At 40.7% G+C, this 19801-nt stretch carries 21 protein-coding genes; 9 read left to right on the top strand and 12 right to left on the bottom strand.

Features of this window, described 5'->3' with window-relative positions; translation table 11 throughout:
• The first annotated feature begins 13 nt into the window (after positions 1 to 13).
• Positions 14 to 580, top strand: a complete 567-nt coding sequence (locus ESA94_RS10000) for a hypothetical protein (RefSeq protein ID WP_129130748.1) — start codon at positions 14 to 16, stop codon at positions 578 to 580.
• A gap of 88 nt (positions 581 to 668) precedes the next feature.
• Entirely contained in the window at positions 669 to 1124 is a 456-nt protein-coding gene (locus ESA94_RS09995) for a DinB family protein (RefSeq protein WP_129130747.1), read from the top strand.
• Between the two features lie 4 nt (positions 1125 to 1128).
• Here the strand turns inward: ESA94_RS09995 and ESA94_RS09990 are convergent, their stop codons facing one another.
• A complete protein-coding gene (locus ESA94_RS09990) occupies positions 1129 to 1515 on the bottom strand; it encodes a winged helix-turn-helix transcriptional regulator (RefSeq protein ID WP_129130746.1) in 387 nt (128 codons plus the stop codon).
• A 122-nt stretch (positions 1516 to 1637) separates the two neighbouring features.
• Between ESA94_RS09990 and ESA94_RS09985 the strand changes: the two genes are divergently transcribed.
• The 3 genes from ESA94_RS09985 (at position 1638) to ESA94_RS09975 (ending at position 3571) form a co-directional block, all read left to right on the top strand.
• Positions 1638 to 2501, top strand: a complete 864-nt coding sequence (locus ESA94_RS09985) for an SDR family oxidoreductase (protein ID WP_129130745.1) — start codon at positions 1638 to 1640, stop codon at positions 2499 to 2501.
• A 107-nt stretch (positions 2502 to 2608) separates the two neighbouring features.
• Positions 2609 to 3055: a DinB family protein gene (locus ESA94_RS09980; protein WP_129130744.1), complete on the top strand. Its 447-nt coding sequence runs from the start codon at positions 2609 to 2611 to the stop codon at positions 3053 to 3055.
• A gap of 63 nt (positions 3056 to 3118) precedes the next feature.
• On the top strand, positions 3119 to 3571 hold the full coding sequence (locus ESA94_RS09975; RefSeq protein ID WP_129130743.1) for a GNAT family N-acetyltransferase: 453 nt from the start codon (positions 3119 to 3121) through the stop codon (positions 3569 to 3571).
• A gap of 2 nt (positions 3572 to 3573) precedes the next feature.
• Here ESA94_RS09975 and ESA94_RS09970 read toward each other — a convergent pair whose 3' ends face one another.
• The 10 genes from ESA94_RS09970 to ESA94_RS09925 all read right to left on the bottom strand — a co-directional run bounded on the left by ESA94_RS09970 (position 3574) and on the right by ESA94_RS09925 (position 14142).
• The gene (locus tag ESA94_RS09970) at positions 3574 to 4302 is read right to left on the bottom strand and encodes a 2-phosphosulfolactate phosphatase (RefSeq protein WP_129130742.1); all 729 of its coding nucleotides are present in this window, start codon (positions 4300 to 4302) and stop codon (positions 3574 to 3576) included.
• 65 nt (positions 4303 to 4367) lie between these two features.
• Entirely contained in the window at positions 4368 to 6458 is a 2091-nt protein-coding gene (locus ESA94_RS09965) for a matrixin family metalloprotease (RefSeq protein ID WP_129130741.1), read from the bottom strand.
• 83 nt (positions 6459 to 6541) lie between these two features.
• Positions 6542 to 7066 (bottom strand): SRPBCC family protein, encoded by a 525-nt coding sequence (locus ESA94_RS09960; protein ID WP_240671023.1) that lies wholly within the window; start codon positions 7064 to 7066, stop codon positions 6542 to 6544.
• Positions 7067 to 7105: 39 nt separating this feature from the next.
• Complete coding sequence (gcvT, locus tag ESA94_RS09955) at positions 7106 to 8191, bottom strand: glycine cleavage system aminomethyltransferase GcvT (protein WP_129130740.1); 1086 nt, start codon at positions 8189 to 8191, stop codon at positions 7106 to 7108.
• 115 nt (positions 8192 to 8306) lie between these two features.
• Positions 8307 to 9197, bottom strand: coding sequence for a hypothetical protein (locus ESA94_RS09950; RefSeq protein ID WP_129130739.1), 891 nt, complete (start codon positions 9195 to 9197; stop codon positions 8307 to 8309).
• A 73-nt stretch (positions 9198 to 9270) separates the two neighbouring features.
• Positions 9271 to 9741, bottom strand: coding sequence for a nuclear transport factor 2 family protein (locus ESA94_RS09945; RefSeq protein ID WP_129130738.1), 471 nt, complete (start codon positions 9739 to 9741; stop codon positions 9271 to 9273).
• Between the two features lie 108 nt (positions 9742 to 9849).
• Positions 9850 to 12093, bottom strand: coding sequence for a PspC domain-containing protein (locus ESA94_RS09940; RefSeq protein ID WP_129130737.1), 2244 nt, complete (start codon positions 12091 to 12093; stop codon positions 9850 to 9852).
• Positions 12094 to 12112: 19 nt separating this feature from the next.
• Positions 12113 to 12511 (bottom strand): PadR family transcriptional regulator, encoded by a 399-nt coding sequence (locus ESA94_RS09935; RefSeq protein ID WP_129130736.1) that lies wholly within the window; start codon positions 12509 to 12511, stop codon positions 12113 to 12115.
• A 292-nt stretch (positions 12512 to 12803) separates the two neighbouring features.
• A complete protein-coding gene (locus ESA94_RS09930) occupies positions 12804 to 13628 on the bottom strand; it encodes a sterol desaturase family protein (protein WP_129130735.1) in 825 nt (274 codons plus the stop codon).
• 79 nt (positions 13629 to 13707) lie between these two features.
• Positions 13708 to 14142, bottom strand: a complete 435-nt coding sequence (locus tag ESA94_RS09925; RefSeq protein ID WP_129130734.1) for a putative signal transducing protein — start codon at positions 14140 to 14142, stop codon at positions 13708 to 13710.
• Between the two features lie 116 nt (positions 14143 to 14258).
• Here ESA94_RS09925 and ESA94_RS09920 point away from each other — a divergent pair, with 116 nt between their 5' ends.
• Positions 14259 to 14639, top strand: coding sequence for a hypothetical protein (locus tag ESA94_RS09920; protein ID WP_129130733.1), 381 nt, complete (start codon positions 14259 to 14261; stop codon positions 14637 to 14639).
• A 56-nt stretch (positions 14640 to 14695) separates the two neighbouring features.
• On the opposite strand, the gene dnaN is transcribed toward ESA94_RS09920, so the two are convergent.
• Complete coding sequence (gene dnaN / locus ESA94_RS09915; RefSeq protein ID WP_129130732.1) at positions 14696 to 15811, bottom strand: DNA polymerase III subunit beta; 1116 nt, start codon at positions 15809 to 15811, stop codon at positions 14696 to 14698.
• A 162-nt stretch (positions 15812 to 15973) separates the two neighbouring features.
• On the opposite strand from dnaN, the gene ESA94_RS09910 reads away from it, so the two are divergent.
• From ESA94_RS09910 to ESA94_RS09900, 3 genes are all read left to right on the top strand, one after another.
• Positions 15974 to 17299 carry a type III secretion system chaperone family protein gene (locus ESA94_RS09910; RefSeq protein WP_129130731.1) on the top strand — a complete coding sequence of 442 codons (1326 nt, stop codon included), beginning with the start codon at positions 15974 to 15976 and terminating at the stop codon, positions 17297 to 17299.
• 29 nt (positions 17300 to 17328) lie between these two features.
• Complete coding sequence (locus tag ESA94_RS09905) at positions 17329 to 18432, top strand: trypsin-like peptidase domain-containing protein (RefSeq protein ID WP_129130730.1); 1104 nt, start codon at positions 17329 to 17331, stop codon at positions 18430 to 18432.
• Between the two features lie 90 nt (positions 18433 to 18522).
• Positions 18523 to 19779: a pyridoxal phosphate-dependent aminotransferase gene (locus ESA94_RS09900; RefSeq protein ID WP_129130729.1), complete on the top strand. Its 1257-nt coding sequence runs from the start codon at positions 18523 to 18525 to the stop codon at positions 19777 to 19779.
• Positions 19780 to 19801: the final 22 nt, after the last annotated feature.

The raw sequence follows: 19801 nt of genomic DNA, 5'->3' as shown, positions 1-19801 counted from the left end.
GTAGTCTATTTTTATGAAACAGTTTCTAACAATACTATTTATTATATCCCACCTTACAAGCTCTGCTCAGAAATATAGCTTAGTAATTAAAGATTCGGCCATAATAAACTTTATGCAGTGGCTTTTTCAAAACGACTCCTCTTTTAAATCTGTTAAACAGGTTAACAATAAAATTGTCAGATTTCATTCAGATAACTTTATTTACACAGACAGTTCAGTTTTAAATACCGATCGCTTCTCTCAAAACATATTTAGAAAAGAGAATAACTTGAATGAGTATTTTAACGCTGGAGATGCTAACTATTTTGCTCAACAAATTAATCAGCAATTTACCGATAAGTGGCAACTAAGTATAAAACGAGTTATGCTATTAGACAGTATCAAACTTATTAACAATCGGGTTGATAACGTAGTTTATTCCTATTCTTTGCCACTATTCTCAGTAGACAACAAATATACTATCATCATCGAAGCTTTTTTTTGCGGCCTTGTTTGTGGAGGTGGAGAATACAATTTATACGAAAGAGGGATTGATAATACCTGGAAAAGAATTAAGAGTTTTAATAAATGGGCTGAATAAAAATTGTCCTTTCACCAGTTTGCCCACCAGCTATTAAAAACAACAATTAATTCCCATAGCTTGCACAATATTCAAAAACTTATCATTCATGGAATCAACTCTTCATCATTGGAAAACAAGCCGCAGTATCTATACCGGTTTTTTTGATAAATACAATCTGGAGCAACTGAATAAAATTCCTGCAGGTTTTAATAACAATCTTATCTGGAACATCGGGCATGTAATTGCTGCACAACAGGGGTTGGTTTACCGTTCGTGCAATGTACCTATGCACATCAGCGATGATTTCTTTAACCGTTACAAACCTGGTACAAAACCAACGGCTGATGTTACGCAACAGGAAGTGGATGAAATAAAAGAATTGCTCACATCGCTCATCGAAAAAACAGAAACCGATCTTGCAAACAATATCTTTCAAACCTTTAACCAGCGTAAGACGGGAACCGGTTTCTATTTACGCAACCTGGAAGATGCTGTTACCTTCAACAACTATCACGAAGGAACACACTTCGGTTACATGCTGAGTATTGCCAAATTTATATAAAACATTACGCTGTTTTCGATTGCAGTATCGGCAGCAACTCCAGCATATTTGCACGGCGGTGCTGTAATCCCCATTCGAGCATTGCTTCTACAACCTTGCTCAGTTGTTTGCCCGATTTGGTTAATTCGTATTCAACCGTTACAGGCGATGTTGCATAAACAGTGCGGCTGATGATGCCGTTCATCTCCAGATCTTTTAACTCCTGCGACAGCATGCGGGGTGTGATCTTTGGTATTTCCCGTTCTATTTCTTTAAACCTTTTTTTACCAAACAGGAGCGTACCAATAATGGGCATTTTCCATTTTCCCTGGAAGGCGTTCAATGTATCCTGTATTGCCAGCACATACGATGTGGGGCATTTCTGAATGTTTTTAAGTGTTGCTGCTGCCATGTTGTTGCGGTTGCTATACTTTTTGATACCGGTATACTATTGTATACCGCTATACTTTATATAGCAAAGGTAAGGTAGTTTTGTTCCATCAAAAAAAATTATACACGCTTAAAACTTAAACCATGATTTTAGTAACAGGAGCAACCGGACAGTTAGGAACCATTGTTGTAAACGAATTGTTGAAAAAAGTACCTGCCGCCGGGCTTGCGGTATTAGTGAGAGATGAAAACAAAGCAGCTGCTTTTAAACAACAGGGTGTGAGTGTTCGGGTAGCAGCCTACCAGGATGCTGCAGCATTGGCTACTGCTTTGCAGGGTGTAGATAAAGTATTGCTCATTTCATCAAGCGATTTTAACGATCGTTTTGGTCAGCACAAAAACGTTGTGGATGCGGCAAAGCAGGCGGGTGTTAAACATTTGCTTTACACAGGTGTAACCATGCAGAATTTTGAAACATCGCCATTAAACGGTTTTATGAGCGATCATTACCAAACTGATGCTTACATTAAAGCAAGCGGACTTACCTACACACTGTTGCAAAACAGTTTGTACACAGATGTTATTCCGATGTTTGCCGGACCACAGGCAGTAGATACAGGTATTTTCTTTCCTGCAGGCGATGGTAAAGTAAGTTTTGCTGCAAGACAGGATTTGGGTGAAGCTGCAGCGAATGTGCTGATAACCGAAGGGCACGAAAACAAAACGTATGCGCTTACAGGTGATGTTGCCTATTCCTTTGCTGAAATATCAACCACACTTGCAGGTCTGGCCGGTAAAACCGTTAACTACATCAGCCCTGAGCCTGCTGCGTTTGAAGAAGCATTAAAAGGGTTTGGCTTACCTGCTGAAATCATCGGCATGTCTTCAACATTTGCTGCCGGTATTAAAAACAACGATTTCAATTACGTAAGCTCAACATTAGAACAGTTGCTGGGTCGCAAGCCAACAACACTTGCAGCATATCTCAAAGGCGCCTATAATCTTTAATCGTTCAATTGCCCGGTACATACAATCTGCACCGGGCATTTTTTATACTTCATTTCATGGTTCACCCCTTTGTTGCAAAACATCGTTTCTTTGTTTAAAAGAAAAACATGCTGCTTACTACTTTACGTCAACTTTTTCAAAGAGATCTTACAAGACTGTATAACGAAATAGAACAATATAAAAGCAACGATGTTCTCTGGGTTACAGACGGGCATATTGCAAATTCTGCCGGAAACTTATGCCTGCATTTAGCAGGCAATCTGAAAACATATATTGGTGCAGAACTCGGCAACTATCCTTACATACGAAACAGGGAAGAAGAGTTTGCCAAAAAAGATATGTCGAAAGAAAGCTTGCTTATGCTTGTGCAGGAAACAAAAGAAATTATTGATAACACGTTATCCGTTTTGCCCGATTCTGTTTTAGCAGAAGAATATCCCTTACTTGTATTTGCCGAAAAAACGTCTACCGGTTTTTTTCTTGTACATCTTGCAACACATCTCAGCTATCATCTGGGCCAAATAAGTTACCATCGTCGTTTGCTTGCTGTGTAAGAAGCGGATTGTGCATTTCCTGTTTTGGTTCAGGATTTTTATCTTGTGTAGAGTTTTTCACGCATGCTTACATTCAACAAAACAGATTCAGATAATTCCGATTTCAGGTTACTGGTTGCAGAACTCGACCGGGATCTTGCGGCACGTTATGGCGAGCAGCAACTTTTTTTCAACCAGTTCAATAAACTCGATCACATACATCATGTAATTGTGGCTTATTATAATCAAACCCCCGTTGGCTGTGGTGCATTTAAATTATTTGAAGATGCTGTGGTTGAAATCAAACGTATGTATGTAGAACCTCAACAACGTGGAAAAGGAATTGCTGCTCTTATTTTGCAACAACTGGAGCAATGGGCAAAAGCCGAAGGTTTTACCGCCTGTGTTTTAGAAACAGGATTAAACCAGCCGGAAGCCATCAGGCTTTATGAAAAAGCAGGTTATGAACGCACACCCAACTACGGCCAGTATATTGGTGTAGAAATCAGTATTTGCATGCGTAAAGAATTACAATAAAATTATTGAGCCAGCAACATTCCTTCTTTATACAAAGGCAATACATTGGCAATATCCGGCGTCATACAAAAACGGATGTCTTCAATTAAACCAAAACGATCTACCAGTCGGTGATAGTGTGTGAGGTTGGGAGCAAACGCATGCAAATCATCTTTCACTGTGTTGTACTGCATTTCTGCAGTTAACGAACTGTCGCAATGAATGGTAAAGTGCTCTTTAATGCGACTTATAACAGCGCCTGCAAATAAAGTGTCTTCTAAATTGTAACGGTCTTTCCATCCTGCACATCCCAGTACCACATTCTTGTTTTCTTTTACCAGGTAATCGCACACCGCACTGAGGTTAGGAAAAGATCCGGTAATGATGGTATCGGCTTCATTATCCAACGCCATCTGTAACAGCTTTGTTCCGTTTGTTGTGGTTAACACCAATGTGCGGCCTTTAATAAACTCCGGACTGTATTCCAATGGAGAGTTTCCATGTTCTAACCCATCTGCAATTTTTCCATCACGTTCGCCTGCAGCAATGCCATTTACATGTTTGCTGAGGGCAATGGCTTTCGCCACTTCATCAACCGGTATTACACATTGCGCACCGTTGTGCAGCGCCGATGCTATGGTTGATGTTGCACGAAACACATCAATAATTACAACAACTGCATTACGTAAATCGTACAGGTGTAATAATGCAGGAGAAAGCGAAGTATAAAGTGTGGGTTTATTGTTTGCCATTAGGCCGCAAAAATAAGAAAGAGCAGGCAATGCTGCCTGCTCTTATCAAATTCGTTCTGTTATGCTTAGTGGCCAAGCATCAGCTTGCCCGAAATAACTTCTGCACCATCTGTTAAACGATAGCTGTAATATCCTTTTTGTAAGTGCTGCACCGGTAATATGGTACGGCTGCCGGTAATATTTGTATTGATGATTAACTGGCCTGTAGAACTAAACAGTTGTAACGAAACTTTTTTGTCTTGCCAGTTTTGAAGATAAACCTGCAGTTGATCTCCGGCTTCACTGGTCCAAACACGCCAGCTGTTTGTTTCATCGCCATTTACATATACAATGGTTGAGCTGATGCTGTTTCCGCTAAAATCCTGTTGTGTAATTCGGTAATACCAGGCAAATGGTCCTGCTTTTTCATCAATGTAACTATAGTTATGTTGTAATGCCGATTGTTCTTTACTGTTTACAAATGCAATGCTTTTCATTTGCTGCGTTGTTTCACCACGTTCAACAAAAAAGCCTTTGTTATTATATTCAAGTGCTGTAGACCAGTTTACTGTTACACGTGTTTTATCGTTTCGCTTTGCACGAAAACTTAAAAACGATACCGGTAATGTTCCTCCTGTTGCCGGTGTCATTTGTGCACCTGAGCCCGAAGGGTTAAAGCAGGTAGGATCATCGGAGTAACTTAATTTGGCAATACCAGCTGCAATATCGTTGGCAGAAAGCGTTCTTGCTGTTGCTCCGTTTGCAATTGCATAATGCATTACCTGGCCCGATGCAATTACATGCCCCAATCCATGTGCATGGCCTAATTCGTGTAGTGCTACAGATTGAAAATCGTATTGATTTGATGCGGGTGCTGCGGGGCCATATTGCCAGGTGGTAGATGCTGTTGGAACATCTCTGAACTGAATATCCATATCACTCAGCCACCATATTGTATTGCTCTGTTCACAAACGCCCGGTACAGCAGATGCCCTGAAATTACTTGTACAAATTGCAAGTGTACCTGCAGCAATTGCCGGGTTAAAATAAACAGCATTTACATTATCATCTGCAGATGTTGCAACACTGGTTGTTCCGGTAACAGAAAAGTTGACTGCGGTATTATTTCTCCAGGTAACCACAGCGTTGCTAAAGGCTGTTGCCGCCGAAGTGTTTGCTGCAAACGAAGTATTTAATTGAAATGTATAACCACCGCTGCCATTTAAGTTACGTAAATAGTAGCGCTGCCTTGTTGTTTCTGCATAGCCATAAAACGTATGTTCAATTGAAGTATGTGCATACTGAACCGTAAGGTTGGATGGAGATACATGTACCGCATCTACCACAACCGGACCGGTACCTGCTTCGCTTGGTACTTTTGCAACAATTGTATTGTCGTTCCAGCTAATAATATCGGAGTTTAAACCTGAAGCAATAAATGTAGCGCCACCATCATTTGCATTTGCAAAGAATACATTTCCCACAGTTGTACCAAAGCCAGTGCCGGTAATTGTTATTTGATCGGCAGCATCGGTTGTGCCGGCTCTTACTGCTGATGGCGATACAGATGAAACAGCTGTTGTTCTTGCAGCAACACGTGGCTTACCGGCAGGCTCGTAACGTTTGCCTTCGGGAGTTACAGCTTCTTCTTGTGCAACGTTTTTTATCTTCAGAAACAACTCCTCTTCTGTTTGTTTTTCTTGTTGCATTACATCTGTAAAAAGACCAAAAGTTTCAACTATAGCAGCTTGTGCTCCTGCATAAGGCGTTGTTTGTATAATTGCTTTATTGCGGTTACGCACCGCTGCATTTTCGTTCCTTGAAGAAACTTTATTGAGGAATAAAACGTACGCCTGCTTTTCCTGTAACTGTAACGATGGATACACCAATGTAGCCCGGCCTTTATGTACACCACCTTCTGTTCGGATATAGATAAACGCCGATTGCTGTTTGTTTTTTAACCAGGCTTTTACTGCAATCTTATTAAGGGTGTAAATATTACCTGTTGCGGGGTCTGCAAAGGTTTCTTTTTCTGCAACCACGCCTTTTACAATGTAATTGCTTTGGCTAACCCTTTGATTAAGGGAAACAGGAACCATCATGCATTGTGCAAATAACGAATTGGAAAAAAGAAATGAAAGTAAAATTGCAAAAGTTGCTTTGCGTGGACTCTTCATTGGATACGGTTTCTTAAGTTATTGGGTCTAAACGTAACCAAATATAATAATCCTTTACATCGAAACACACGTAGTTTTACTCGCTAATGGCCAACATAGGATTTCCACTTAGCAGTTTCAGCAAAATCTTTAATGGTTTTGTTTCTGGCATGTAAAAGTTGCTGCAGGTAATTGGTTAAATAAACACGGTTTAACAGTTTGCCAAATACATTGTAAGGTGTTTCAAACTCAAGCTCATCAATCATAATTGTTCCGTTTTGTACTTCTTTAAAATGATGTTTGTGTGTGTACGAAACAAAATCGCCTTTTTCCATTACACCTTCAAAATAGCCGGGGCTTTTCATTTCGGTGATCTTTACCGTCATTATCCTGGTTTTAAACAAATGCTTTGCTTTCCAGGTTACCCATTCGCCCTGGTTAATAAGACCCGATGTCACACCCGCAATTGCTTCTTCGTTATTATGTTGCTGTGATATTTTATGCAGCCCGATATGTCTGCTGAGATCAAACACCCGTTCAATTGGTGCAGCAATAAATGTTGTAAGATGGATAGATGGCATAGAAGTATGGCTGTTAAAAATCAATGAGCCACCGCATTGGTGACTCATTGGTTGATTTTGTATATCAATAATAATGCCTTTTGTTCTTTACAGGAAAGGAATCTTCACCACTTTTGCTTTCAACAGCTTGTCTCTTACTTCTACATAAATTTCTGTGTCAAATGCAGCGAAGCTTGTAGCAACATAACCCAAGCCAATCGCTTTTTGTAAAGAAGGCGATTGTGTTCCGCTGGTTACTTTACCAATTTCATTTCCTTCTGCATCTTTTATTTTATAGTCGTGGCGTGGAATACCACGGTCGATCATTTCAAAACCAACCAGCTTACGTTCTACGCCATTTGTTTTCTGTTGTTCAATAATTGTTCTTGCCGTAAAGTCTTTGGTAAACTTGGTAATCCAGCCGAGGCCTGCTTCCAATGGTGATGTGTTATCGTCGATATCATTTCCGTATAAGCAAAAACCTTTTTCTAACCGGAGTGTATCACGTGCACCTAAACCAATTGGCTTAATACCCGACGCTTTGCCTGCTTCAAAAATGGCATCCCATATTTTTTCAGCAGCACCATCCTTGTCTTCAAAATAAATTTCAACACCACCTGCACCCGTATAACCGGTAGCACTTACCAGTACATTATCTACACCTGCAAAAACACCTTTTGCAAATGTGTAATACTTCATGTTCAGAATGTCAATATCGGTTAAGGGCTGCAGAATTTTTGTTGCGTTGGGACCCTGTATTGCCAGCAAACAGGTTTTATCGCTGATGTTGTGCATTTCAACATTCGCTGTGTTATACTTCTGTATCCAGTTCCAGTCTTTTTCAATATTACTGGCGTTAACAACCAGCATATACACTTTGTTTTCTTCCACACAATAAACAAGCAGATCGTCTACAATACCACCTTGTTCATTTGGCAAACAGCTGTATTGCGCCTTACCGTCGGTAAGTTTCGATGCGTCGTTACTTGTAACCCGTTGAATAAGATCAAGTGCTCCTTCTCCTTTTAAAATAAATTCACCCATATGGCTAACATCAAACACACCGGCATTGTTACGTACCGCTGCATGCTCATCGTTAATACCACTGTAGGAAATAGGCATATTATAACCCGCAAACTCAGCCATCTTTGCGCCGAGTGCAATGTGTTTACCTGTAAAAGGAGTTGCTTTCATACTTTTTTGCTCATTTAATAGTGCGCACAAAAGTAAAGGAAGCATTTGGATTGCTGTTGTACAAGTTTGCGAAAAACGATTGCGCATGAAAGCCTGCAAAAAATCGTGTATAGCATTAATTGGCCAGCGCTGCTTCTAATGTTGCCTGTATACGAAAAGCATGGCTTGAACCCATTGTTACAAAAACATGCTTTCCTTTTTTAACTTCCTGCAGCAATGCATTGCAGAGATAATTATCACGGATAAGATTGCAGTCGTTAAAAATTTCGGAGAGGTAACCGGGAGGCCATCCAAACTCATCGCTTGTTTCACGCCAGTCTTTTAACTGCGGAAAATCTTTATCCCAAATGCTGTCAACTTCTCTTACATCTTTGATCATTCCACGCAAACCTGTATAATCGGTTCGGCTGTTGATGTATTGCTGTAACTGTTTATCGGGATCAGAAGGTTTGCCAAAACGATAGTTGCTGAAGTAGGGACGCAACGAATAAAACAACGCCAGTTGTTTACCCGGATATTTTTTTGCAAGTAAACGCACTTCTTCTTCTTTCGGAGGTTCCCATGTATAATACGGCACTTTGTATTGTTTTGCCAGGCGAACAGTTTCGCCGTTTTCACCGTATTGTTTAACGGGGTTTTGTAAACCGCCAAATAAGAATCCGAGTTTACCTTCTACAAAAACAACATCGGGTTGCATCGAAGTAAATACAGAGCGTAAACTGTCGAGCTGCGGATCGTCGGTGTCTTTTGTATGCTGAATACCCATTACACACAAAACTCCTTTACCCGAATTGATGCGATAGATATAAGGTTGACGATGTGTGCCCACAGTATCATATGCTTTCATATCCATTACAGGCACAGTAAAGGTTTTCATTTCATCAACTGTATAGTACGATGGTGAACGCCAGATAACACCGGTAAATAACAGAACAATAAATGCTGTTGCAATAATTAAAAAGCAAATACCAATAACAACAATAAGTTTTCTGAGTTTCGTTAGCATAAAACAAGGTTTGGCCATACAGCAGAAGCTGCATAAGCAAGTGATGATAAGGTGAACGCTTAAGTTGAATGAATTAGTGATCTACGCTGATGATGCGGGTTACCTTCCAGCCCTGATCTGTTTTTTTCCAGGTATGTATAAACTTAAATACACCGCAATCCATTTTCCCGTTTTCTTTATGGCAGAAACGGTGTTGTGCAATCTGCACAATACCAAAGTTTGGAATAACATATACTTCCATTGTTTCAACCAGTAATTCTCTTGTAAGATCAGGTGTGGCAGCTTTCATTCTCTTGAACGCTGCAATATTATCGGCATAGAACGTAAGCCCGCCTCTGTCGTGGTAAAACTCAAGGCTTGAATCTACATAACTACTGAAGGAGTCGATGTTTTTGTTGAAGTGCGAAAACCAGCTGCTGTCGAGTTTAAGAACAAATGCAAATAATTCTTTGTCCGGATGTTTTTGATTTGCCTGTTGTGCATGGGCTGCACCAAATACAACAATTGCAAGTAATAAAGCGGTGATAAATCTCAGTGTACGCATAAAGTAAGGTTTAATGGTAATGATGATGATGATTGCGCCGGAGAAAAAATAGCCCCTTTGTCTTTTTCAAAACATCGGGGCCGTTGGCTGTTCCAACTTTAACCGAGTTTATAATGCATTTACTGTCATTGGCTGAAACAGTGATGCGTCGTTATTAGTTGCTGCTTCTTTCTGAACCACCTGTTTGCTTGGTGCTACAGGTGTTTTTGGTGTATCGGGACTATAACGGTAACGCAGACTGTCGTTTTCTTTCTTACGGTTTTTTAATTCCTGTTCACGTTCATTCAGTTCTTTCTTTTCACGTTCGAGGCGTTCCATTTCGCTTTCAATATCTCCTTCTTCACGTTCTGCTTTTTCAATTTTGTCCTTACCATCAACACGCTCAAGTCCGTCTTCTGTCATAATGTATTCAATCTCTGTATCGTTCCATCCACGATTGCTCCAGCGGTGATCATCTTCCCACTCCCAATCGCCACCACGACCATTAATTGTAATGTTATGCCACTCTAAACGCTCTACAGTTCTGTCGATATAAATACGCTTGCCCACAGGAACTTCAACCGTTACAACAACACGTTGGTTGCGGAACTTCGACTGTTCGCTTACAGTAAAGCCTTTGTCGAGCGAAAGCACACTGTCTTTAAAGTTGATATTATATTTAATAGAGTTGGCGTTGTTTTGCGCTTTATCTCTGGTTGGGCCTGAGCTGCGTTTGTCGTAGTTAACATGAAACAGGCTGTCGCTGCTTTTTACAATACGTAAACGGATGTTATTAATATATAAGCTGTCGCCATCGAGTGTAAACACATCATCAATACTAAATGCACTGCCGTAAACTTTTACTTTCGATGAAGGTACTTTCACGATCATTTTTCCGGTAAGGGGTTGTGCCATTTCCACCACCTGTTGTTCGTGTGCACTTACACGGAAGTTATTGGTGAAAGAAGAAATGAGAATAATAAAGCATACCAAACCAACAAACCAGAGAAACCCAAATGTGTAACCGAGGTAAGGGTTGCGGCTTTTTGTACCTATAATCTTACGGATAACCCATGTTAATAGCGCAACAACCGGTACTGCAAAGAACAACAACAACGTTCCCCATGCAGCTACATGTTGCCAGGTGCCTTCTAAAAAGAAACCTTTAAAAGGGAAGGCTGCAACACCGGCGAATGTTACACCGATCAATGCCATTAACAAAGAGAATGCAATTACACCGGCAATAAAGAGGAAGAATGCTTTAAACAACACACCAATTGCATGACCGATACCACCTCTTGTGCTGCGTTGTACCGATGCACTTGTTGCATCTACAGGTACAGGTGTTGCTTTGCTTTTGTAACCGCCCAACTCTTCGCTTACACGTTGTGCACCTTCGTGAATGGTTGTACCAACACGTTGCGCACCTTCTTTCAATTCTTCGCCCATTTGTGTTGCTTTTTCACGAATGGTTCCGCCTGTTCCAAGTTCTTCCTGTACAGCATTTTTAATACTGTTCACATCAATCTTTTCACCACGCATCTGCAGTTTTTCTGTTGCTGTACTTGCGAGTGGCAATACAATCCAGAGAATAACATAGATCACAAACAATGTTCCGCCAAAACCACCGAATACAAAGTCGGGTTCAAAATCAAAATTGAACATGGCGTTACGGAAGATGGATGAAATGATACCGAGAATAAGCGGTAAACAAAACACCACACGTGGTACCCAAACAGGAATATTAAAATAACTTGCTAAACCACTTGCAACACCACCAATCATTTTATCATCGGGGTTACGGAACAAACGCTTGCGGATGTTCGACTTAAGATCTTTCAGAGGTAATACGATCCACAATACAATGTAGATAAGAATACCTGTACCAAACCCACCAAAGCTAATGAGCGCAAACAGGATACGCACCACTGTAGGATCGATCTTTAAATAATGTGCTAAACCGCTACACACACCACCAAGAATTTTATCGTTGGCATTACGGCCAAGACTTCCACGTTGCTCTTCTGCTGCAGTATAGGTGTTTGCTGTTGCAGATGCCGTTGATGAAGAACCGTTGTTTCCGTTGGTAGAAGTACCGGTTTCGTTATCCATCTGTTCAAAATCTTCCACACTGCCCATACTGCTGCAAATGGCAGTAACATTTTCTTCGGTAATACAGGTAGCACCTTTCTTCAGCTCTTCGTTAAAAAGCTCGGCAATACGGTCTTCGATATCATTAATGATTTCATCCCGGCCTTCTTCGTTGGCAAAGTAGCGACGCAGACTGTCGGTATATTTCTGCAGTTGCTCAAATGCCGCTTCTTCGATGGGAATTACCCGGCCTTTGAAATTTATATTGATTACCTTTTTCATAATAATAACAGTTTAATGGTTAAAGTGGACTTTCAGGTGAAGGGGGATGCACTTCGATTGTTTCGCCGGTAACAGCTGCATTGGGCTTACCGTTGGGCCGTGTTACAGTTGCAACAGAACTGGCCATTTCGTTCCAGGTTTGCTCCAACTCTTTGTAAAAGGCGCCTCCCTTTTCTGTAAGTGAAAAATATTTGCGGGGAGGGCCGCTGCTGCTTTCCACCCAACGATAGGTTAACAAGTCGGCATTTTTCAATCGGGTTAATAGTGGATACAGGGTTCCTTCGAGGATGTTAAGGTTCGCCTTTTTCATTTCCTCTATTATATCACTGGGGTACACTTCGCCCCGCTGGATAACGGAGAGAATGCAAAACTCCAGGACTCCCTTACGCATCTGGCTTTGTGTGTTCTCGATATTCATAACCTGAGGAGTTTGTTTTGATGATGTGTAAAAGATTCTCAGTTTCGGGAGAGCTCTTCCGTTTACCGCTCTCTTTTACACAGCTTAATTACATTGACAAAACAAAACTAAGAGATATTTCAGTACTATGCAACACAAAGTACCATCTTTTTTTTAGTAGTTGGCAGATGCCGATAGCATGCAAAGACTAAAATACTGAAAAACAGTATTTTAGTTTCCGAAGTTTTTTTAAAAAAAGTGAAAATATTTTTACGAGAGGCTGTCTCAACAGGTAAAATCCTGACAAATTTGTTTACTCTTCCAGTTTTTTGAAGGGTTTCATCATCAAACTTTTTACGTCTTCATCCTTTTCTGCAGGATAATAACGGTCTAACCCGTACTTAATATCCTTTGTATCGAGTGTGTAGAATGTGCCCAGCAAACGATCCCATATAGAGAACACCGCACCGTAATTACTGTCGGTATACGGCTGTTTCCAGTGGTGATGCACTTTGTGCATATTGGGCGAAATGAGAAACCAGCTCAGAGCTTTATCAAGTTTTACCGGCAGGCTGATGTTGGCATGTGTAAATGCTGTGGCCAGAACCACCAGGGTCTGGTAGATCATAACGCTGTACATGGGCGCTCCGGAAATAAAAATGAGCAGTAAAAAGAAAATTCCCCGCAACAGGCTGTCGCCGGGATGGTGCCGCAACCCGGTTGTTACATCCACATTTGTATCGCTGTGATGAATAAGATGAAAACGCCATAAGAGTGGTACTTTATGCATCACCAAATGCACGAGCCAGCTGCTGAAGTCTAAAGCCAGCACACCAATAATAATGGTAACAAGTATGTTGGCGTTGGTCCAGTAAACAATTCCAAATTTTGTAGCGGCGCACCAATCGCTCAGCTTAATAATAAGTATTGCCAGAAATGTATGAATGATGAGGTGAATAACCGTAAACACAAAGTTTACACCTGCATGCCGCAGCTTTGATTTTTTATACTTGAGTGGGAAGAGCGGAATTGCTCCTTCAATGACCCAGAACAACAAAAGCCCGCCAACAAGGATAGCCATCCTTTCGAGCGGACGATGTTCCAATGTTTCAAAATGGGCAAGTATTTCGTTCCACATACAGATTTATTTCTGCCATAAGTTACGAAGTGAAAATGGATACAGAAAAATTGTTTAATCCGTCTCACGGATTAGTTTTTTACTGCTTCGGAACAACAGAAGGGTCAGACGGAGCTTGCTTTACTTCTTCAAACTCTTTTCCGCAATTAAAGCAATGATAGATTTGTTCTGCCGCCAACGGATATCCACCGATCAGGTAAGTAAACAACGCACTGAACCAGTTGGATGGTTTCCGGTTGCTTACAATGTATTCTACGTTCAGTGAGCCGCAGTAAGGGCAAGCCCTGTTTTCTTTTGCTTTGTTGATGATGGTGCGCAACAGATCCTGCGCCCTTTCTTTTTGTGTTTCGTGCACCATCAGTTTTATACCGCCAATGGCATTGGTGAGCAGCGGATCGATGGTAACAGTATGTTCATCCTTAAGCCAGCAGTTGATGCCTTCTTCCTGCAGCTGCATAAGATGAAGATTGGCATCGATATAATTGTAGTAGGTATTGAGTAGGATGTGGCTCATGTATTAAATGTACAATGAAAAAGATTGATTATTTTGAACAGGCTTAATTAGTAACCATGATCATCTTTACAACAGACGAACCACTAACAAACCGAAGATTCTTTATATCAATATTTATGCAGCTTATTTTTATGCTGCTATTTTTTATTGTTTTTCACTTTGTTGGTGGTGACAAGATAGATACTGCTTATCTGATATTCGGTATTCTATTCACTGGTAATATTATCAGCCTTCTCCAACTAAGCAAACTTGAAGAAATTCGTTTTGATGAAGAGAAAAGAGAGTTTCATTTTTATTCAAAAAGTTATTTTTCAAAACTTCGGAAAGTAAAAACTTCGTTTGACGGATTAATTGTGAGCCAAAATGACGATACTTTGAAAATCAGAAAGGGTAGAAAAAAAGTTTTCACGGTAGGTTGTAAGGAAGATAAATTTTCAATAGAAAAAATGAGCGGTATCATTACAACATTCAAGGCAAACAATATTCCTGTGCAATAAAAAAATCCCGCTCTTACAAGCAGGACTTTTATTGTTAGTATTGGTTTCTATATTCTTTATTGATTCAACATCAGCGGCATTACCAACATCAACACATCTTCGCCTTCGTTTTGTTCGGTTGGTTTAATAAGGCCTGCTTTTGTTGCCGTACTTAATTCCATTTTTACTTCGTCTGTTTCAACAGCATTCAGCATTTCAACAAGAAACTTTGCGTTGAAGGCAATCTGCATGTCTTCGCCATCGTACTGGCATTTCATGCGTTCGTTACCTTCAAAACTAAAATCAACATCCTGTGCTGCTAATTGCAATTGGCTTCCGTTAATACTTAATACAACCTGGTTGGTGCTTTTGTTACTGAACACACTTACACGACGAAGAGCGCCTGCCAGTTCGTTGCGGCTTGCGATCATGCTGTAAGGATTATCGGCAGGAATAACCACTTTATAATCGGGGAAACGTGCATCAATTAACCGGCACACCAGTTCTGTTGTACCATGAATCACAAACAGGTGGTTGCTGTTGTACGAAACGGTGATCTCGTCTTCATTGCCGGGCAACGCTGTTTTTAATAAGTTCAATGGCTTTTTAGGAACAATAAAGCTTTCACTTTTCGGACAGCTTACATCGGTACGCTTATAACGCACCAAACGATGTGCATCTGTTGCAACAAAGGTCAATCCTTTTTTATCGAGTTCGAAATACACACCCGTCATTGCCGGACGCAGATCGTCGTTACTTACCGCAAACAATGTTTTGTTGATGGCAGTAACCAAGGCAGATGACGTGGTTGTAAACGAAGTGGTATCATCAGCAACCGGTTCTTTCGGAAAGTTATCGGGGTTTTCGCCCATTACTTTATACTTTCCGTTATCGCTGGTAATTTCAATACCAAAGTTCTTATCAATGTTGAATGTAAGTGGCTGATCGGGCAGGTTCTTCAATGTATCCATCAAAATACGGGCAGGAATACAAACACGGCCGTTATCTTTCGCCTCAATATCCATGTGTATTTTCATCACTGTTTCCAGGTCGGTAGCAACAACAGTGAGTTTATTTTTATTGATCTCAAACAAAAAATCTTCCAGAATTGGCAACACAGTGTTGGCGTTAATTACACCATTGATCTGCTGCAGTTGTTTCAGTAAAGCCGATGACGAAACGATAAACTTCATAACGCTGTTCTAATTTAATAACGGGGAAGGTAATGAATAATTAGCTGTTAAACCTGCAAGATAAGGGTTAAATTATCAACTTGTTTTACGCTTTTGTTCAGGGTTTTGGCTGCCAACGATACGGTGAAATGATTGTACTTTCGGCTTCCTAATTCATTGCCGATGTTTGATAAATTATTTGGCCGGAAAAAGAAAAACGAAAGCCCGGAAACAAAGATCCCTCCTGTTTCTTTTGGCCGGTACAGCGATAACAATAAAACGCTGCAAAAAACAAAACGCTGGACCGATGCGGATAACCTGTTTAAAGAAAACCGTTATCATGAAAGTATTGTTGCCTTTTTTGATTACCTGCGGGACGATGCCGTGCAAAACGTAACCATTCAAAGCTCTGCAGCCGAACAGCAGTTCAGTATTTACCAGGGCAGCAAACTTGTGCGTGGCAGATATACGAATGAAACACTTTCTGCAGAGGTTACACTTGCCCGCATGGCGCAGCCTTCAGTTCCTGTAATGCGTCGTTTGCTGGAACAAAACTTCAACCTGTATTATTGTCGCTATGGTATGGAGGCCGACAGACTTTGTATGCGTTTCGATACCGAACTGGCAACAGCCAATCCCAACAAATTGTATTACGCCTTTAAAGAACTGGCAACAAGAGCCGATAAACAAGACGATCTGCTTTTGCAGGATTTTCAAACACTGCTCCCAATAGATACCGAGCATATTGAAACAATACCCGACAGTGAAAAAGAAGTAAAGTACAATTATCTGCAACAATGGATAACCGAAACGGTTACACTTGTAAACACGCTGGATGCCGATAAAATGAGTAACGCCATTTCTATGTTGTTGCTCAACCTTGCTTACAGGATCGACTTTTTGCTGGTGCCCGAAGGCAGAATCCTGTACGATCTGGAAGACCTGGTAACCGGTTATTTTCTGAAAGATGAAAAACCTGTAATTGAAAAGAACAGAACAATGCTGCTGGCTTTCCAGGCAATTGCAGCGCACCCGAAAGAAATTGTGTTTGCCTGTTTGTTCAGGAGTAAACACAGCTTCGCCATTACCCAGCCTACACAACAAAAAACAATTTCTGATTCTGTTTTTGGTTCTAACCAGAATATGCTTTGGTTTAGAGATAATAATTACCCGGAAGTGGCGCAGCAGATAAGTGAATACGGGTTCAGTTATTGTCAATACAATTTCAGTTTGCCAAAACCGGTTAGCGATCTATATCTCACATTAATGAAGGTATCCTATGCTGCTTTCTTTGCTGATATCGGTTTTTCGCCGGTATTGTATAACAACAGTACGGGTGAGTTTAACGTAAGTGTTATTGAGCAGGCAATTGAACAGATCATCAACAGCTGGAAAGAAAAATATCCGCAGCTTGCATTTAAAACCGAAAACCTGAAATACGATTCTATACTAAGCTTTACACATTCCTTTACTTCGGAAATAGAATTTGTAAATACGGAGATTAAATAAACCATCATCCTTAAAATCTTTGATTCATCATGCCATCAACGGTTGAGATAGTTGACTCATTTAAAGATGCCATCATACAAATTGCAACGCAAACAGGAACAGGTACCGGTTTTTATTTGCGCAAATACGATTTGATTGTTACCAACAATCATGTAATTGAAGGAAATGCAGAAGTAACCATTGCGGGTAAAAAATTCGATAAAGCATTAAGCAGGGTTTGGTACACCGATCGTAAACACGATCTTGCTTTTTTACAACCACCGGCACAAATACAATTACCGGAAATTTCATTAGGAGAATATGACCGTTTGAAAGATGGAGATCCGGTTATTGCAATTGGTCACCCATATGGTTTAAACTATACAGCAACACAGGGTGTAATTTCGAAAGTAGATCGTGTTCGTGAGGGTTTAAAGTATATACAGATCGATGCAGCCATTAACCCCGGCAACAGCGGCGGACCATTGGTGAACATGGGCGGCGAAATCATTGGCGTTAATACATTCATTATTCTTGGAGGCGATAATCTTGGTTTTGCTTTACCCGAACAATACCTGCGTACAGCATTGGATATTTATGCGCCATACAAAGGCAAACCATCAACCCGTTGCCATGCATGTGAGTTTTTAGTATTACCCGAAAACCTGGATAGTGGTAAATATTGCCCTTCCTGCGGCACCGAAGTAAAATTGCCGGAGATGCCAAAAGAAGAATTTGAGCCGATAGGTGCAGCTAAAACCATTGAAACAATTTTAAAATCGTTGGGCAAGGATATTAAGCTGGCACGTGAAGGAGCAAACACCTGGAGTGTGAAGGAAGGCAGTGCACGCATCATCATCCGTTACAATCCTGAAAATTATTTTATTGCAAGTGATGCTTATTTGTGTTTACTGCCGAACGACCCTTTGCGCATTAAGCCGCTTTACCAATTTCTGCTGCAGGAAAATTATCGCAACCGTGGATTAGTGCTCAGTTGTGTTAATCAAAACATTATTCTGAGCCGTGTGGTGTACGATCTTGATCTTACAGCCGAAAATGGTGTACAGCTTTTTCAGCAACTGTTTCAAAAAGCAGATGCATACGACGATCTGTTGAAAAAAGAATACGGTTGTCTGGAACGAATAGAAGAATAATAAACTCATTGATAAATTAAGCAGCAGAAAAACGATCAACTGTTCGTTTTGGGAGTTCTTGCCCTACATTTGCGCTTTTAAAAAAACAGTATGAAGCTTTCTCATCTCTCCGAAACACTTGTAGGTTCAGAAATTGTGAAACTCGGTAACCAGATCAAGGAACGCATTCGCATGGGCGAACGTATTTACAATTTCACAATCGGCGATTTTGATAGTGCTGTATTCCCCATTCCGCAGCAACTGGAAGATGAGATCGTAACAGCTTATCGTCAGCACTATACAACTTATCCTGCAGCAGAGGGCATTCTTGAATTACGCCAGGCTGTATTGCAGTTTTTGAAAGAACGTGAAGGCCTGGATTATGGGGTGAACGAAATACAGATCGCATCAGGCGGCCGTCCGCTTATTTATGCGATCTTCCGTGCTATTGTTGATAAAGGCGATAAAGTAATTTATGCAACGCCATCGTGGAATAACAATCACTACACGCATTTCAACGAAGCAGAGCATGTAGTAATTGAAGCTACACCCGAAACAAACTTTATGCCTACGGCCGAAGCAATTGCACCGCATATTAAAGGTGCTGCCTTGCTTTGTTTGTGTACACCACAAAACCCAACGGGCACCATGATACCAAGAGCAGAACTGGAAAAGATCTGCGATATGATCTTGGAAGAAAACAAACGCCGTGGAGATGATGAAAAGAAAATGTACCTGATGTTCGATCAGATGTACTGGACGCTTACGTTTGGTGATAATGTTCACGACAATCCTGTTACACTTCGCCCCGAAATGAAAGCATACACTGTTTTTGTTGATGGCATCAGCAAAGTGTTTGCAGCAACAGGTGTGCGTGTGGGCTGGAGTTTAGGACCGGAATATCTTATTGGTAAAATAAAAGCTATTCTTTCACATGTAGGTGCGTGGGCACCAATGGCAGAACAGAAAGCAACTGCTGTTTATCTTTTACAAAAAGAAAATGTAGACAGTTACCTGGTTGATTTTAAGAAAGCCATTCATTATCGTCTTTCCGAAATTTCAAAAGGTTTTGTGCAGTTAAAGCAGGAAGGCTTTAATGTAGATGTTGTTGCTCCGCAAGGCGCCATTTATCTTACGATTAAGGTTGATCTGAAAGGAAAGAAAACAACTGAGGGTGTTTCATTAGCAACACAAGCCGATGTTACCAACTACTTACTTGCAGAAGCAAAACTGGCAATTGTTCCGTTCTATGCATTTGGTGCAGATAAAGAATCGCCCTGGTATCGCTTAAGTGTTGGCACCTGCAAAGAAGAAGAGATTCCTGAATTTCTTGGTAAGCTGAAAGAGGCCATGCAAAAGTTAAGCTAAGAGTTAAAAGAGGAAAAAGAGA

The sequence above is a fragment of the Lacibacter luteus genome (assembly GCF_004118265.1).
In the GTDB taxonomy this organism is placed as follows: domain Bacteria; phylum Bacteroidota; class Bacteroidia; order Chitinophagales; family Chitinophagaceae; genus Lacibacter; species Lacibacter luteus.
The sequence above is the reverse complement of the archived record's forward strand: the minus strand, read 5'-3'. Positions and strand labels throughout refer to the sequence as shown.

Excerpts from the sequence above, each read along its gene's own strand:
- ESA94_RS10000 (WP_129130748.1), top strand. The coding sequence starts at position 14 with ATGAAACAGTTTCTAACAATACTATTTATTATATCCCACCTTACAAGC.
- ESA94_RS09995 (WP_129130747.1), top strand. The coding sequence starts at position 669 with ATGGAATCAACTCTTCATCATTGGAAAACAAGCCGCAGTATCTATACC.
- ESA94_RS09990 (WP_129130746.1), bottom strand. The coding sequence starts at position 1,515 with ATGGCAGCAGCAACACTTAAAAACATTCAGAAATGCCCCACATCGTAT.
- ESA94_RS09985 (WP_129130745.1), top strand. The coding sequence starts at position 1,638 with ATGATTTTAGTAACAGGAGCAACCGGACAGTTAGGAACCATTGTTGTA.
- ESA94_RS09980 (WP_129130744.1), top strand. The coding sequence starts at position 2,609 with ATGCTGCTTACTACTTTACGTCAACTTTTTCAAAGAGATCTTACAAGA.
- ESA94_RS09975 (WP_129130743.1), top strand. The coding sequence starts at position 3,119 with ATGCTTACATTCAACAAAACAGATTCAGATAATTCCGATTTCAGGTTA.
- ESA94_RS09970 (WP_129130742.1), bottom strand. The coding sequence starts at position 4,302 with ATGGCAAACAATAAACCCACACTTTATACTTCGCTTTCTCCTGCATTA.
- ESA94_RS09965 (WP_129130741.1), bottom strand. The coding sequence starts at position 6,458 with ATGAAGAGTCCACGCAAAGCAACTTTTGCAATTTTACTTTCATTTCTT.
- ESA94_RS09960 (WP_240671023.1), bottom strand. The coding sequence starts at position 7,066 with ATGAGTCACCAATGCGGTGGCTCATTGATTTTTAACAGCCATACTTCT.
- gcvT (WP_129130740.1), bottom strand. The coding sequence starts at position 8,191 with ATGAAAGCAACTCCTTTTACAGGTAAACACATTGCACTCGGCGCAAAG.
- ESA94_RS09950 (WP_129130739.1), bottom strand. The coding sequence starts at position 9,197 with ATGCTAACGAAACTCAGAAAACTTATTGTTGTTATTGGTATTTGCTTT.
- ESA94_RS09945 (WP_129130738.1), bottom strand. The coding sequence starts at position 9,741 with ATGCGTACACTGAGATTTATCACCGCTTTATTACTTGCAATTGTTGTA.
- ESA94_RS09940 (WP_129130737.1), bottom strand. The coding sequence starts at position 12,093 with ATGAAAAAGGTAATCAATATAAATTTCAAAGGCCGGGTAATTCCCATC.
- ESA94_RS09935 (WP_129130736.1), bottom strand. The coding sequence starts at position 12,511 with ATGAATATCGAGAACACACAAAGCCAGATGCGTAAGGGAGTCCTGGAG.
- ESA94_RS09930 (WP_129130735.1), bottom strand. The coding sequence starts at position 13,628 with ATGTGGAACGAAATACTTGCCCATTTTGAAACATTGGAACATCGTCCG.
- ESA94_RS09925 (WP_129130734.1), bottom strand. The coding sequence starts at position 14,142 with ATGAGCCACATCCTACTCAATACCTACTACAATTATATCGATGCCAAT.
- ESA94_RS09920 (WP_129130733.1), top strand. The coding sequence starts at position 14,259 with ATGCAGCTTATTTTTATGCTGCTATTTTTTATTGTTTTTCACTTTGTT.
- dnaN (WP_129130732.1), bottom strand. The coding sequence starts at position 15,811 with ATGAAGTTTATCGTTTCGTCATCGGCTTTACTGAAACAACTGCAGCAG.
- ESA94_RS09910 (WP_129130731.1), top strand. The coding sequence starts at position 15,974 with ATGTTTGATAAATTATTTGGCCGGAAAAAGAAAAACGAAAGCCCGGAA.
- ESA94_RS09905 (WP_129130730.1), top strand. The coding sequence starts at position 17,329 with ATGCCATCAACGGTTGAGATAGTTGACTCATTTAAAGATGCCATCATA.
- ESA94_RS09900 (WP_129130729.1), top strand. The coding sequence starts at position 18,523 with ATGAAGCTTTCTCATCTCTCCGAAACACTTGTAGGTTCAGAAATTGTG.